General features: G+C 70.6%; 13 protein-coding genes. 7 read left to right on the top strand and 6 right to left on the bottom strand.

The annotated features are described in order from the left end of the window. From RM788_RS16380 to RM788_RS16365, 4 genes are all read left to right on the top strand, one after another. On the top strand, nt 1-861 hold the full coding sequence (locus RM788_RS16380; RefSeq protein ID WP_315932535.1) for a bifunctional cobalt-precorrin-7 (C(5))-methyltransferase/cobalt-precorrin-6B (C(15))-methyltransferase: 861 nt from the start codon (nt 1-3) through the stop codon (nt 859-861). Beyond that, nucleotides 858-2,123 carry a cobalamin biosynthesis protein gene (locus RM788_RS16375; protein ID WP_315932534.1) on the top strand — a complete coding sequence of 422 codons (1,266 nt, stop codon included), beginning with the start codon at nt 858-860 and terminating at the stop codon, nt 2,121-2,123. Before RM788_RS16380 ends, RM788_RS16375 begins: the two co-directional genes overlap by 4 nt. Before the next feature lie 421 nt (nt 2,124-2,544). Then, nucleotides 2,545-3,891 (top strand): M4 family metallopeptidase, encoded by a 1,347-nt coding sequence (locus RM788_RS16370; protein ID WP_315932533.1) that lies wholly within the window; start codon nt 2,545-2,547, stop codon nt 3,889-3,891. A 99-nt stretch (nt 3,892-3,990) separates the two neighbouring features. Continuing rightward, complete coding sequence (locus tag RM788_RS16365) at nt 3,991-4,776, top strand: S1 family peptidase (protein ID WP_315932532.1); 786 nt, start codon at nt 3,991-3,993, stop codon at nt 4,774-4,776. Here RM788_RS16365 and RM788_RS16360 read toward each other — a convergent pair. Together RM788_RS16360 and RM788_RS16355 are read right to left on the bottom strand one after the other, a co-directional pair. Further along, nucleotides 4,754-4,948, bottom strand: coding sequence for a DUF397 domain-containing protein (locus RM788_RS16360; protein WP_315932531.1), 195 nt, complete (start codon nt 4,946-4,948; stop codon nt 4,754-4,756). The two genes, RM788_RS16365 and RM788_RS16360, sit on opposite strands and share 23 nt — an antisense overlap. Further along, entirely contained in the window at nt 4,917-5,825 is a 909-nt protein-coding gene (locus RM788_RS16355) for a helix-turn-helix domain-containing protein (protein ID WP_315932530.1), read from the bottom strand. The genes RM788_RS16360 and RM788_RS16355 overlap by 32 nt, the downstream gene beginning before the upstream one ends. A gap of 117 nt (nt 5,826-5,942) precedes the next feature. On the opposite strand from RM788_RS16355, the gene RM788_RS16350 reads away from it, so the two are divergent. Continuing rightward, nucleotides 5,943-6,656, top strand: a complete 714-nt coding sequence (locus RM788_RS16350) for a PIG-L deacetylase family protein (RefSeq protein WP_315932529.1) — start codon at nt 5,943-5,945, stop codon at nt 6,654-6,656. Nucleotides 6,657-6,701: 45 nt separating this feature from the next. Continuing rightward, entirely contained in the window at nt 6,702-7,910 is a 1,209-nt protein-coding gene (gene cobA / locus RM788_RS16345; RefSeq protein ID WP_315932528.1) for a uroporphyrinogen-III C-methyltransferase, read from the top strand. A gap of 58 nt (nt 7,911-7,968) precedes the next feature. Here cobA and RM788_RS16340 read toward each other — a convergent pair whose 3' ends face one another. The 4 genes from RM788_RS16340 to RM788_RS16325 all read right to left on the bottom strand — a co-directional run bounded on the left by RM788_RS16340 (nt 7,969) and on the right by RM788_RS16325 (nt 12,525). Next, nucleotides 7,969-9,372, bottom strand: coding sequence for a DEAD/DEAH box helicase (locus RM788_RS16340; RefSeq protein ID WP_315932527.1), 1,404 nt, complete (start codon nt 9,370-9,372; stop codon nt 7,969-7,971). Nucleotides 9,373-9,819: 447 nt separating this feature from the next. Then, the gene (locus RM788_RS16335) at nt 9,820-10,764 is read right to left on the bottom strand and encodes a serine protein kinase RIO (protein WP_399343723.1); all 945 of its coding nucleotides are present in this window, start codon (nt 10,762-10,764) and stop codon (nt 9,820-9,822) included. 183 nt (nt 10,765-10,947) lie between these two features. After that, a complete protein-coding gene (gene yaaA, locus RM788_RS16330) occupies nt 10,948-11,685 on the bottom strand; it encodes a peroxide stress protein YaaA (RefSeq protein WP_315932526.1) in 738 nt (245 codons plus the stop codon). A gap of 489 nt (nt 11,686-12,174) precedes the next feature. Then, the gene (locus RM788_RS16325) at nt 12,175-12,525 is read right to left on the bottom strand and encodes a VOC family protein (protein WP_315932525.1); all 351 of its coding nucleotides are present in this window, start codon (nt 12,523-12,525) and stop codon (nt 12,175-12,177) included. 181 nt (nt 12,526-12,706) lie between these two features. Here RM788_RS16325 and RM788_RS16320 point away from each other — a divergent pair, with 181 nt between their 5' ends. Then, entirely contained in the window at nt 12,707-14,458 is a 1,752-nt protein-coding gene (locus tag RM788_RS16320; protein WP_315932524.1) for a proline--tRNA ligase, read from the top strand. Nucleotides 14,459-14,462 lie beyond the last annotated feature (4 nt).

Genomic DNA, 14,462 nt, shown 5'->3' with positions numbered 1-14,462 from the left:
ATGACCGCCGATCTCACGTCGCTGCACCGGTTCGCCACGATCGCGGGCCGCTCCTGGGACCGGGTCGTCGTCGTGGACGCGGCGGCGAACCCGGCGGCGGCGCTGAACGTGTGCCGGGCCCGCTCGTCCGTGCTGGTGCGCAACGCGCCCGTGGCCGAGCTGGCCCGCGGCCTCGCGGGGTGGCGGCGCACGCTCGTCGTCGCCGAGGACCTCGGCGGCCCGACCGAGCAGCTGTCCACTGTGGACCCGGCCGACGCGGTGGTCCGCCCGTGGCGCTCGGCGGACGTGATCTGCCTGGCGGACAACGAGTTCACCCCCGGTGTCGACGGCTGGGCACTGCCCGACGACAGGTTCGCGCACCGGGGAAGCACCATGATCGCGAACGCCGAGGTGCGCGCGCTGGTACTGGCCCGCCTCGCCCCGCGGCCCGGCGTGCTGGTGTGGGACATCGGCGCCGGACCGGGAGCCGTCGGCGTCGAGTGCGCCCGGCTGGGTGCCGCCGTGGTCGCGGTGGACCGCGACCCCGTGCAGTGCGTGCGGATCATCGCGAACGCCTCCGCGCACGGCGTTGACGTGCGAGTCGAGGAGGCCGAGCTGGCCGACGTGCTGGGCGACCTGCCCCGGCCGGACGCGGTGTTCGTCGGCGGAGGCGGCGCGTTCGTGGTCGCCGCCTGCGCGAAGGTGGGTGCCCCGCGCGTGGTCGCGGCGGTGCCGGAACTGGACCGGGTCGTGCCCGCGCGGGACGCGCTGCGCGACGCCGGGTACACCGTCGAGGGCAGCCTGTTGTCCTCGGCCCGGTTGGTCGGCGGCGCGCTCGCCGCGACCGACCCCGTCACCGTCCTCTGGGGGAGCAGCACGTGATCGGCCTGTTCGCGACGACCGAGGCGGGCCGTCGCGCCGCCACCGAGCTGGCCCCGTTCCTGGGCCCGGACACGGTGATCCCGGACGGCCCCGTGCGGCCCGCGCTGCACAGGTTGTGGCCGAGCCTGGGGTCCGCGGTGTTCTTCCTGGGCACCGAGACCGCCGTGCGGTTGATCGCGCCCCTGTTGCGGGACAGGCGATCCGACCCCGGCGTCGTGTGCGTCGACCAGGGGTTCGCGATCTCGCTGGCCGGTGGCGCGGACGCGCTCGCCGAACGCGTCGCGGACGTCCTCGGCCGCACCCCGATCCTCGGTTCCGCCGAGGAGGACGGCCCGCTGGACGAGCTGGTCGAACTGCTCGACGCCACCCCCGACGGCGACCTCGCCGGGTGCGCCGCCGCGTTGGCCGCCGGACAGCCGGTGCTGCTGGTGAACCCGCTGGGGTTCCCGCTGCCCGCGCTGCCGGACACGGTGCTGTCGCACGGCGAGGCCGACTGGACGATCGTGATCGACGACCGCGTCCCCAAGGGCGTGCGGCCGGACACCGAACTGCGGCTCGTCCCCCGGACCCTGGTGGTCGGCGTCGGCTCGGGCACCGGCGTGTCCACCACGGCCGTCGCGTCCGCCTTGTCCGAATTGGAGGCTCGTGCCGGGTTGGACCTCCGCGCGGTGCGGGCGTTCGCGACGGCCGACCGCAAAGCGGGCGAACAGGGCATCCTGGACGCCCTGGAGGACTGGGGTTTCTGGAACGACAACACCACGGCCCCGCTGCTGACGTTCTCCGCCGAGGTGCTCGCCGACGTCGACGTGCCGAACCCGAGCGACGGTGTCGCCTTGGTGGTGGGCACGCCCAGCGTCGCCGAGGCCGCCGCGCTGTGCGGCGCGGTGGACCTCGCGGCCGGTGCGCCGGTCGAGCTGGCGGCGGAAAAGGTCAAGGGCGACAACGTGACCGTCGCCGCGGCCCGCGTGCTGCCACGCGGCCGACTCGCCGTGATCGGCCTCGGCCCCGGCGCCGCCGACCAGCGCACACCCCAGGCGGAAGCCGAACTGCGCCGCGCCGCCTTCGTCGTCGGCACGGCCGAATGCGTCGGCCAGGTCCGGCACCTGCTCCGCCCCGGCACCGGCATCCACACCCACGGCGCCGTCGAACTCGCCGCCTCCGGCCTCGCCGTCGCCTGGATCGCCGCCGGCACCGGCCCCACCGCCCCCACCCCCGGCACCCGCGTCGAAACCATCCTCGTCCCCGGCGTCCCCACCCCCTAACCCCGCGCGAGTCGAACCCCCAGACACCCCGTGTCGAACCCCCAGGCACCTCGCGAGTCGAACACTCAGACACCTCGTGTCGAACCCCCAGGCACTTCGCGAGTCGAACGCTCAGGCACCTCGTGTCGAACCTTCGGACACTTCGCGAGTCGAACGCTCAGACACTTTGTGTCGAACCTCCAGACACCCTCGATCGGGTGTGCGGGATGTCCGACTGGAGGGTTCGGGGTGTCTGAGTGTTCGACACGGGGTGTCTGGGGGTTCGACTCGCGGGGAGTTTCCTACCTTCGGGTGGTTTTTGGGGTGGGTTGGCGGACTAGCGTCGCTGCGCATACGTCCCGATTCGTTCCGGGGCCCTGCGATCTGGAGTACCCCTATGCGTTTGCGTCGCCTTGTGGCTGTGGTTTGTTGTGCGAGCGCGGTGTCCTTGTTCGGTGGGGTCGCGCAGGCGTCCCAGCCGGAGCCCGCGGACCTGCAACTGGTGGCCACGCGCAATTCCCTGCTGGCGACCCACTACTGGTACGCGCAGACGTTCGAGGGCAAGCCGGTGCTGGGCGGGTACTACGCGAAGCACGTGGACAAGCGGACGAAGCGCGCGACGGTGCAGGACGGGCGGATTCCGGTGTCCGGGCTGGTTTCGGCGACGCCGCAGGTGGCGACCGAGCGGGCGGACGCGACGGTGGACCAGCAGGTGGCGGGTGACCGCGCGGCCACCGAGCTGTCGGTGCTGCCGGGTCCGCAGTCGAAGCTGGTCTACGCCGTCGTGTCGCGCACCGACCGCGGTTCGGTGCGGACCATCGTGGACGCGGTGTCCGGCGAGGTCATCAAGACCGAGGACATCGTCAAGCGCGCCGAGGGCACCGGCAAGGTCTTCGCCCCGAACCCGGTGGCCAGCCTGCAGAACGAGACGCTGACCGACCAGGACGACGCCGACGCGGCCGTCCCGGCGAAGGCGTACAAGAAGGTGCGCCTGTCCGACCTGGACACCTCCGGCTACCTGTCCGGCAAGTACGCGAAGCTCGTCGGCCCGACGGACGAGCTGGCGTTCCAGAAGAACCGCAAGTTCGAGTACACCCGCGCCGACGACCGCTTCGAGCAGGTCATGGCCTACAGCGGCATCACGGACGCGCAGAAGTACATCCAGCGCCTCGGGTTCAAGGACATCAACAACGAGGCCCAGGACGTCACCACCATCGGCTTCGAGGACGACAACTCCTACTACGACCCGTCGACCGACCAGATCACGTTCGGCACCGGCGGCGTTGACGACGCCGAGGACGCCGAGATCATCTGGCACGAGCTGGGCCACGCCATCCAGGACGCGCAGGTGCCGAACTTCGGCCAGAGCCTGGACGGCGGTTCGATCGGCGAGGCGTTCGGCGACTGGTGGGCGCTGATCATGTCCGTCCCGGTGCAGAAGGACTCCGCGCTCACGCCCCTCGCCTGCATCGGCGACTGGGACGCCACCTCGTACACCGACGAGACCCCGCACTGCCTGCGCCGCACGGACACCGACCTCAAGGTCGAGGACCGCGAGGGCGAGGTGCACTTCGACGGCCAGATCTGGTCCCGCGCGCTGTTCGACGTCTACAAGGCCGTGGGTCGCGACGAGTCCGCGCGCATCGTCCTGGAGTCGCAGTTCTCCTACACGCCGGACACGACGTTCGCGCAGGCCGCCGAGACCACGGTGGCGACCGCGAAGGCGTTGTGCGGCAACAGGGTCGCGGACAAGGTGAAGGCCGCGTTCGTGGCTCGCGGCATCCTCTAGTCAAGTGTGAACCCGCAGTCCTGATCCGCACAGGGGTTGCCGGGTGTTCGCCATGATCGATATCCCTTGGGTGCTACCCGTACCGGGGGAAGGACTCCAGTGGCGAACACCCCGCACCGCCTGGTGGCGGCCACCGCCGCCACCGCCCTCGCGCTCGTCGTCGGGCTGCTGACCACGGTCCTGTCGTCCGCCGACGTCACGCCGTCCGCGCTGGGCGGTTCGCGCGCCATGATCAGCCAGTACCCGTGGACGGTGTTCCTCGCGGACACCGGCGGTTCCCAGTTCTGCGGCGGCGCCCTCGTCAGGGGCGACAAGGTCGTCACGGCTGCGCACTGCGTCGCGGGCCGACTCCCGGCGGACATGCGCGTGGTCTGGGGGCGCGAGGACAAGCAGAGCACCGCCGGTGCCGTCGTCGACGTGACGCGCACCTGGGTGGACTCCGACTACCGCACCCCCACCTCCGGCTCGGACGTCGCCGTGCTGACCTTGAGGGCGTCCGTCAACTCCACTTACCTGCCGCTGGCCACGCCCTTCGACGCAGGGCTGTACGCGCCGGGCACCAGCGCGACCATCCTCGGCTGGGGCACCGCCAAGTCCGGTGGCCCGGCTTCGCGCTACCTGCTCAAGGCCACGGTTCCGATCACGTCCGACGCGACCTGCCAGGCGGCGTACCCGAAGTACAGCAGCCTCTCGATGGTGTGCGCGGGCTTCCCCGAGGGCGGGGTCGACGCCTGCCAGGGCGACTCCGGCGGGCCCATCGTCGCTGGCGGCAAGCTCATCGGCGCCACGTCGTGGGGTCGCGACTGCGCGCCTGCCGGGTATCCCGGTGTGTACTCCAGGGTCGCCTCCTACTACGACCTGCTCAGCGAGCAGATCGGGGTGTGACGCTGCTCAGGAACCCGTGCCACTGGACCGGCGGGAAATCCAGCGTCGGCCCAGTGGTGTTCTTCGAATCCCGGACGGCCACCCGAGCCTCTGGCCACGCCACCTCGACGCACTCGCCGTTACCGCCGCTGTGGCTGCTCTTACGCCAGTTCAGGGTCTCCTGCTGGGGCATCGGTACCTCGCGGTTCGTAGTACTCACTCGCCAAGTCGGCAAGCATCGACCGCGATTCTTCCTCATCCAGCGCGACCTCAGCGAGGCGTTCAGCCATCAGGCGGTAGGTGGCGACAGGTGTGGGCTCATCCAGGAACAGGCTCGAAATCTCTTGCTCGACGTAGACCACCGACCGGTACCTGGCGTAGTCCATGATCATGAATTGGCCACGCAGCCAGGTCGCTCCCGGCGCTGACCTCGGAATCACCCGGATCGAGATCTTGCGCCAGTTCGACATGAGCACCAGGTGCATCATCTGGTCCTCCATGGTCGCTCCGCTGTCGACCATGGTTCGGAGGGCGGCTTCATGGAGGTAGAAGACCCACCCCGGCGCTTCGCGCAGATGAAGTATCGACTGCCGCTCCATCCGCGCTCTCAGTCGGGATTCAATCCCGTCTCGTGGCACCCCGACTGCTGTGCTGATGATCGAGCGCGCGTAATCCGGTGTCTGCAATATCCCCGGCAGGATCATCGATTGGTAGTAGGTTATCTGCGTGGCCTGGGCCTCGTGGCGGATGAGTGTGCGCAGTTCGTCGGGTAGGCCGGGTTCGTGGTTGTGGATCAGGTATTCGTTGTCGATCTGCTTGTGCAGGTCCATGATCCGGGCGGTGGTGTGCGGGTCGGCGCCGCACATGCCCAGGTAGTAGGCCAGGTCGGCCTCGCTGGTGCCCCTCGACCCGTGCTCGACGTGCGAGACCCGTGAGGGGGACCAGTCGAGCACCTCGCCGAGTTCCCTGCCGCGGAAGTGCGCGTGTTCGCGCACCCGCGCCAATTCCTCGCCGAAGGTCCGGCTGTGCACACTGGTCCGCACGACGTCGGAGTCGCGGTCATCCCTCATGTTTTCAATGTACCGTCGGGCTCGGGAAAAGCCCCGGTTGTTCACCGCAAAGAATCATTCCGCGCACTTTTTGACCGTCGGGAAATAGCGGGAAATAGCGGGAAATAGACTGCACGGATGGATGATCTCACTCCCGTGCCGGAGGACTGGCGGAGCGCGTTGGCCGTCGTCGCGCACCCCGATGACCTGGAGTACGGCGCCTCGGGCGCCATCGCCCGCTGGACGGACCAGGGCAAGACGGTCCGGTACCTGCTCGCGTGCCGGGGTGAGGCGGGCATCGACACGATGCCGCCCGAGGAGGCGGGTCCGGTGCGCGAGCGGGAGCAGATCGCGAGCGCGGCGGTGGTGGGCGTGTCCGAGGTCGAGTTCCTGGACCACCCGGACGGGATGATGACCTACGGTCTGCCGCTGCGCCGGGACATCGCCGCCGCCATCCGCAGGCACAAGCCGGAGCTGCTGATCATCGGCAACCACCACGAGACCTACGCCGGCGGGTTCCTCAACATGGCGGACCACCGGGTCGTCGGGGCCGCCGCCGTCGACGCCGTGCGGGACGCGGCGAACCGGTGGGTCTTCCGGGAGCTGGGACTGGAACCGTGGGGCGGTGTGAAGCACGTCGCGGTGTCCGAGTCGCCGAGGGCGACTCATGCGGTGGACATCACAGACCACCTTGACCTGTCGATCGCGTCGTTGCGCGAACACGCCTCCTACCTGGCCGTTCTGACCGGTGACATGGCTGATCCGGAGCGATTCCTGCGCCGCTCGGCGGAGAAGGCGGGGGAGCGGTTCGGCGGTCGGCCCGCCACGACCTTCGAACTGCTCGACATGTGAACTCCCGAGTTGGCCGGCGGCGTTCGCGTAGGGATGCTGTGACCCATGCAAGGTGAACAGCACTACCTGGTGGGCCTCGACCTGGGCGGCCGCCGCGTCGTCGTGGTCGGCGGCGGCACGGTCGCGCAGCGGCGGCTGCCGCGCCTGGTGGCGGCGGGGGCCGTCGTCGACCTGATCTCACCCGAGGTGACCCCCGCGGTCGAGGGCATGGTCGACAGCGGGGAGGTGACGTGGCACGCGCGCGGCTACGCCGACGGCGACCTGGACGGGGCCTGGTACGTCCTGGCGTGCACGTCGGTCGCCGAGGTGAACGAGCGGATCGCGACCGACGCCGAGGAGCGGCGGATCTTCTGCGTGCGGGCGGACGTCGCCACGCTGGGCACGGCCGTGACCCCCGCCGTGGGAGGGCACGACGGCCTGCTGGTGGGCGTGCTGGCGGGCGGGGAGCACCGGCGTTCGGCCAGGGTGCGCGACGGCCTGCTGTCCGCGCTGCGCGACTCGACCGTGGTCGACCACCACGAGCAGCTCGCGGGCGTGGCGCTGGTCGGCGGCGGCCCCGGTGACCCGGACCTGATCACCGTGCGCGGGCGTCGGCTGCTGGCGCGCGCCGACGTCGTGGTCGCGGACCGGCTCGCGCCGCGTGAACTGCTGGACGAGCTGTCGTCCACGGTGGAGGTGGTGGACGCCTCCAAGATCCCGTACGGGCGGGCGGCGTCGCAGGACTTCATCAACAGCACGCTGATCGAGCACGCCAAGGCGGGCAAGTTCGTGGTGCGGCTCAAGGGCGGCGACCCGTACGTGTTCGGCCGCGGCTTCGAGGAGCTGCTGGCGTGCGCCGAGGCCGGGGTGCCGGTGACCGTGGTGCCGGGCATCTCCAGCGCGTTCGGCGTGCCCGCGATGGTGGACATCCCGGTGACCCACCGGGGCGTGGCGCACGAGGTCGTCGTGGTGTCCGGGCACGTGGCCCCGGACGACGGGCGGTCCCTCGTGGACTGGGAGGCGCTGGCGCGGCTGCGCGGGACCCTGGTGATCCTGATGGGCGTGGAGAGGTCGCGGGCGTTCGCGGACGTGCTGATGGCCGGTGGACGGCCCCACGACACGCCCGTCTCGGTGATCCAGGAGGGGACGACGCGGACCCAGCGGGTCGTGCGCTCCACACTGGACAAGGTGGCCGACGACATCGTGGGCGAGGCGATCCGGCCGCCCGCGATCATCGTGGTCGGAACCGTCGCGGGGCTGGCGAAGGACCTCTAGACGCGAAAGGCCCCCTGGCGGACCAGGGGGCCTCTCAGCTGACTAGATCAGTGCTCGCTCAGTACGAGCGGGCCGGACGCGGACGTCCGCCACCGCTACCGGCGCCTGCGCCGGCACTGGCCGTCGCGCCACCGCGGTAGCCGCCTTCGCTGCGGCCGCCGGTGGAGGCGCGGTCACTGCGACCACGGCTGCCGCCGCGGAACTCCGAGGTGCGACCGCCACCGGAGCCGAAGGGGCCTCCACGACGGGGGGCGCCGCGGCGGTTGCCGCGCTCGGGGATCACGGGCTCGATGACCGGCTCACCGCTGGGCACGCGAGCGCCCGTGATGCGGATCAGGTCCTCGTTGCCGGGGGACACCTTGGTGCTCTCCGGACGGATGCCCGCGCGGGCGGTGAGGCCCTGCACGGCGCGACGCTGGTCGTGCGTGACCATCGTGACGACCACACCGGACTGGCCCGCGCGCGCCGTGCGACCGGCGCGGTGCAGGTAGTCCTTGGAGTCCGCGGGCGGGTCGACGTGGACCACGAGGCTCACGTCGTCGACGTGGATGCCGCGAGCGGCGACGTCGGTCGCGATCAGCACCGGCGTGGTGCCGTCGCGGAACTCGCCCAGGACCCTGGTGCGGGCGCTCTGCGCCTTGCCACCGTGCAACGCACCCGCGTGCACGCCGACCGAGCGGAGCTTCTTCGCGAGGCGGTCCACGTGGTGCTTGGTGCGCACGAACATGATCGTGCGCCCCTCGCGGGCCGCCACCTCGGTGATGACGTTCTGCTTGTCATCGGCCGACACGAGCAGCAGGTGGTGCTCCATGGTGGTGACGCTGCCGGTGGGCGGCGCGACCGAGTGGGTCACCGGGTTGTGCAGGTACTGGCGGACCAGCTTGTCCACGTCGCCGTCGAGCGTCGCGGAGAACAGCATGCGCTGGCCGTCCTGCGGGGTCAGGTCGAGGATGGCGCGGACCTGGGGCATGAAGCCCATGTCGGCCATCTGGTCGGCCTCGTCCAACGCGGTGAAGCGCACGTCGGACAGGTCGCAGGTGCCCTGGCGGACGTGGTCCGACAGGCGGCCCGGCGTCGCGATCAGGAGGTCGACACCACGGCGCAGCGCGTCGATCTGACGCGGGAACGACGTGCCGCCGACGACCACGCGGGCCGACAGGCCCAGCGACCGGGCGTACGGGGAGAGGGCTTCCTCGACCTGCATCGCGAGCTCACGGGTGGGCACCAGGATCAGTGCGCGCGGCATGAGCGGCTTGGCCCGCTGGCCCGCGAGGCGGGACAGCAGTGCCAGACCGAACGCCAGCGTCTTGCCGGAGCCCGTCTGGCCGCGGCCGAGCACGTCCCGGCCCGCGAGGGCGTCGGGGAGCGTGGCGGCCTGGATCGGGAAGGGGGATTCGATGCCCGCGGCGGTCAGCGCGCGGAGCAGTTCATCGGAGAGGCCGAGCTCGGCGAACGTGGGCATCGGGCCTTCCGGCACGGTGCTCTCGATGTGTTCGGCGACAGTGGAAGGACCGGACTCAGCGAACTGGGAGCGGCCATTGCCCTGGCCAGAGCGACGCGGCCGCGGCTTGCTGCTGCGGAACGACGGACGCTCGGAACGGCCCTGGGACGTGGGTGGCAAAACAAACCTCCGGGACATGGCACGTCTCGGGGATGCTCCGCAGTTGTGCAGCGGGTCGCGGCGCCGATCGCAAGGACGAGCCCGACGCGTGTGTCGCGCCGATGGTTGTTAGGAGCACCGATGACCGACCCGAGGTGGTCCGCGAGCACGTGAGTGTGCAGGCATTTGTGCGGTGCAAGGACCACTCTAGCTGATCATCGGAAGTGCGCGACGCGGGTAGGGGTCCCGCGTCCCGTGTTCTTGCTCATAGGGGGCTCGGGAATTCGCGTTCCCGAGCCCCTACCAGCGTTAATTCAAGCCCGCGGCGTCGACGAGGGCGACCATCAGCTCTCTCTGATCGACCACCTCGACGGCCAATCCGCGGGACGCGAACCAGTTCGACACGTTGCGCACGTCCCTTTCCAGGATCGACTCCGCCTTCGGATTGGCCACGAGGTCCACCACCTGGGGCAGGTCGATCATGACCAGCCTGCCGTCGTGGACCATCAGGTTGTACGCCGAGAGGTCGCCGTGCGCGACGCCCTCCTCGGCGAGCATCGTGAGCGCGGATGTCAGCTGGCGCCACAGATCGACCAGTTCGTCGGGCTCCGGACGGCATTGCGCCAGGCGTGGCGCGGCCGTGCCGTCGTCGTCCCCGATGAACTCCAGCAGGAGTTCCGTCCCGCTGCGCTGCACGGGGTACGGAACGGGGGCGCCCAGCTGCCACAGCCTGCCGAGGGCGCCGAACTCGGCGACCGCCCACTGCTCGGAGATCAGGTTGCGGCCGAACGAGCTGCGGGTGTCCATCGCCCGCATCTCCCGCGACCGCCGCATCCGGCGGCCTTCCAGGTACCCGGCGTCCCGGTGGAACAGCCGGTGGTCGGCGCTGCGGTAGCGCTTGGCGGCCATCAGGCAGGTGCTCCCGGCGCCCCGGCGTTCCACCAGGAACACGTCGGCTTCCTTGCCGGTCTTGAGGATGCCCAGTTCCCGGTCGGTCGCGCTCAGCTCCGTGATCACCCAGTCGGGGCGCGGGGTCGGGCCGTGATCGGCGTCGTCCCACGTGGACCAACGGTCACCATCGGTCGGTTTGTCGGCGTCGCTGAGGGCGTCCTCGCGGACGCGGGCGAGGTTGGTGCGTTCCTCTTGGGTCAACCGGCCGCTGCGGTCGCGGTCGTCGGTTCGCTTCTTGCGGTTGCCTCGACGCATCGTGTCCGGGATGTCGTCGTAGGCGGAGTCGAAATCGTGCTCGCGCACTGGTGGGGTCTCCTTGCGTGCTGCTGCGGGCACCCCACCCTGGGTTTTAGCCGAGCGGGGCAGGTGGACGGGCCGACGCCACGTCTCGGACAGTCGTCTTCACCTGGCACCTCCTCTGCTCCACCGGCGGTTCCGCCGTGCTCCCGCGAGTTTCCCAAAACCCCTTCCGGGCGCGCAACCGATTTACGTGAACAGGTCCACGGCCCGGTCGCCGGTCTTCTCCATCCGGAGGCCCGCGGTCCTGGCGACCTTGATCAGTCCGGGGATGTTCCCGGGCTCCGCGCGCGAGGTGCTCAAGGCTCGCGCCAGCAGGCCCTTGTGCGCCTTGTTGAAGTGGCTCACGGCTTTCCGGACACCGCGACCGTCCTCGCTGACCACTCGGACGACGACCGCGTCCGGGATCTTCGCCAGCGTCGCGTAGGCGCCGGATCGGAGGTCCACGACGAAGTCGTCGATGGTGTGGAGGACCGGTTCCAGGGCGGGGCGCCAGAGCGCGGTGAGGGAGCCGATCGACGGGAGCACGGAGCCGCCGGAGAGGCGGTAGGCGGGGATCGGGTCGCCGCCGCGCACGACGCCGAAGAGGGCCGAGGCGATCGCGAGTCGTCGGTAGGCGCGGTCGCGTTCGCCCTTCTTCAGGCTCGGCAGGTCGAGGGAGTCGTAGAGGACGCCGGTGTAGCGGGCCAGGGCGGGCAGCGTGGGGGAGTGCCGCAGCTCCTGGTTGCGGACCACCTCGTCGGCCTGGCGCTCGGACAGGTCGAGGGCGGCGAGGCTGGCGGGGAGGTCGTCCGCCAGTTCGACCAACGCCGACGCGATCTTGTCCCGGACGGGGTTCAGTTCGGGGCAGGAGAGGACCGCGTGATCAAGCGGGGCCCCGGTTCCGCCGATGGCCTTGGTCTCCGACGGAGGCAGCAGCACGAGCACGTCGGGGAGCCTAGGACACCTGTGCCGGTGCTCGATCCGGGGCGGTTGGGCAGATGGGGACGGAGGTCCCCCGGTCGTGAGGACCCCCCGATTCACAACCTACTCAGGGGGTACGACATTTCCCGCGGATCGCGGAGGCGTCCTCGTTCGTGAGGGCTCCGGAGTGGGGTACGGCGTGGTCGTGACGGCACGATGAAGCCGGATTCGAGGGTCGTGATGACGGCCTGGTCGCAGGCGTGCGGCTGGGCGAGGAGGTCGCCGACGTGGGTCTTCGCGGTCTCGTCAGGCGTGCCGATCCCGGCGTTGGACGAGCCGGTCGCGATCAGCCGCAGGACAGTGGCCTTCCGCTCGCTGAGCCGCCTTCCCTCGCAGTCGGACCGGCCCGGTAGTCCCCGAGCAACCCCGGCCGGGCTCGCGACCCGGTCGGGGCTGCTCAGGCCGACACCGACTCGCAGGCGACCGCGTCCCGGCGAGGCCGGTGACCTGCGCTCACCCCGGCTGGCCGACGCAGAACTGGTTGCCCTCCGGGTCCGCCAGCACCGTCCACGTCAGGCCCGGCACGGTGTGCTCGGCGACCTCGGAGGCGCCCAGCTCCAGGAGTCTCGCGACCTCGGCGGCGCGGTCGGTGGCGTGCATGTCGAAGTGCACCCTGTTCTTGCCCGGCGCGACCGACTCGACCCGCTGCAACCCCAGCTGCACCGCACCCTCGGCGGCGGGCGCCAGGATGATGAACTCGTCCCAGTCGTGCAGGACCGGGGTGCCGAGGGCACCGGTCCAGAAGTCGGCGAGCTTGTGCGGGTCGGTGCAGTCGATCGTGATCATGCCGATGTTCAGGGTCATGGCGGGGACGGTAGGGGCGGGCACCGACAGTTTTCGTCGGCGAGGCGCTGAGCAGCGCGGACGGGGTGGGTGCGGCACGGGCGGGCGGTGTGCCGGCGGGCCGCAACCCGTTACCCGTTGGAACTGGGGTGACGGCCTTCACTACGCTGTTCGCACACCGTTCCCACGAGGAGTACCCATCGTGATCACCAGGATGTCGTCGCTGTTCCTGCGCACCTTGCGCGAGGACCCAGCCGACGCCGAAGTACCCAGCCACAAGCTGCTGGTCCGCGCCGGCTACGTCCGCCGCGTCGCACCGGGCGGGTACACCTGGCTGCCGCTGGGTCTGCGCGTGCTGCGCAACATCGAGCAGGTCGTGCGCGAGGAGATGGACGCCTTCGGCGCCCAGGAGATCCAGTTCCCCGCACTGCTGCCCAGGGAGCCCTACGAGGCGACGGGCCGGTGGACCGAGTACGGGCCCAACGTGTTCCGCCTCAAGGACCGCAAGGGCGCGGACTACATGCTCGGCCCGACGCACGAGGAGTTCTTCACGCTCACCGTGAAGGGCGAGTACAACTCGTACAAGGACTACCCGGTCACGCTCTACCAGATCCAGACGAAGTACCGGGACGAGGCGCGGCCCCGCGCGGGCATCCTGCGCGGCCGCGAGTTCCTGATGAAGGACTCGTACTCGTTCGACCTCACCGACGAGGGCCTGTCGGAGTCCTACCAGGCGCACCGCGACGCCTACATCCGGATCTTCGAGCGCCTCGGCATGGAGTACGTCATCGTGTCGGCGATGTCCGGCGCGATGGGCGGCTCGGCGTCCGAGGAGTTCCTCGCCGTCGCGCCCACCGGCGAGGACACCTTCGTGCGCAGCACGGAGTCCGACTACGCCGCCAACGTCGAGGCCGTCGTGACGCCCGCGCCGCCGGAGCAGTCCATTGAGGACAAGCCCGAGTCGCAGGTGCACCACACGCCCGCCACGCCGACCATCCAGACGCTGGTCGACCACTTCAACGGTCTCGGTCTCGGTCGCACGTTCACGGCCGCGGACACGTTGAAGAACGTGCTCGTGAAGACCCGCAAGCCGGGCGAGAAGGACTGGACCCCGCTCGCCATCGGCCTCCCCGGCGACCGCGAGGTCGACTTCAAGCGCCTCGAGGCGGCCCTGGAGCCCGCCGAGGTGGCGCTGCTCGACGAAGCCGACTTCGCGCGCAACGGGTTCCTGGTCAAGGGCTACATCGGGCCGGGCGCGCTGCTGGCCAACGGCATCCGGTTCCTGGTGGACCCGCGGGTCGTCCGCGGCACGGCCTGGGTGACCGGCGCGGACAAGGCCGACCACCACGTCGTCGACCTCGTCGCGGGCCGCGACTTCATCGCCGACGGCGTCATCGACGTCGCCGACGTCCGCGAGGGCGACCAGTCGCCCGACGGCCACGGCGTCCTCGTCGCGGCGCGCGGCATCGAGATCGGCCACATCTTCCAGCTCGGCCGGAAGTACGCCGACGCGTTCTCGCTCGACGCGCTCGGCCCGGACAGCAAGCCGATCCGGATCACCATGGGCTCCTACGGCGTCGGCGTCTCGCGCCTCGTCGCCGCCATCGCCGAGCAGAGCCACGACGACAAGGGCCTCATCTGGCCCCGCAACGTCGCCCCCGCCGACGTCCACCTCGTCGTGGCGGGCAAGGACGAGGCACTGCTCGCCGGCGGCGAGAAGCTGGCGGGCGAACTGCACGCCGCCGGGCTGTCGGTGCTGCTCGACGACCGTCCCAAGGTGAGCCCCGGCGTGAAGTTCAAGGACGCCGAGCTGATCGGCGTGCCGACGATCCTGGTGGTGGGCCGCGGGTTGGCCGACGGCAAGGTGGAGGTCAAGGACCGCCGCTCGGGCGACCGGTCCGACGTGGCCGTGGACGCCGTCGTGGAGCACCTGGTGGGGCTCGTTCGGGGGTAGACGG

The sequence above is a fragment of the Umezawaea sp. Da 62-37 genome (assembly GCF_032460545.1).
Taxonomy (GTDB): Bacteria; Actinomycetota; Actinomycetes; order Mycobacteriales; family Pseudonocardiaceae; genus Umezawaea.
The sequence above is the reverse complement of the archived record's forward strand: the minus strand, read 5'-3'. Positions and strand labels throughout refer to the sequence as shown.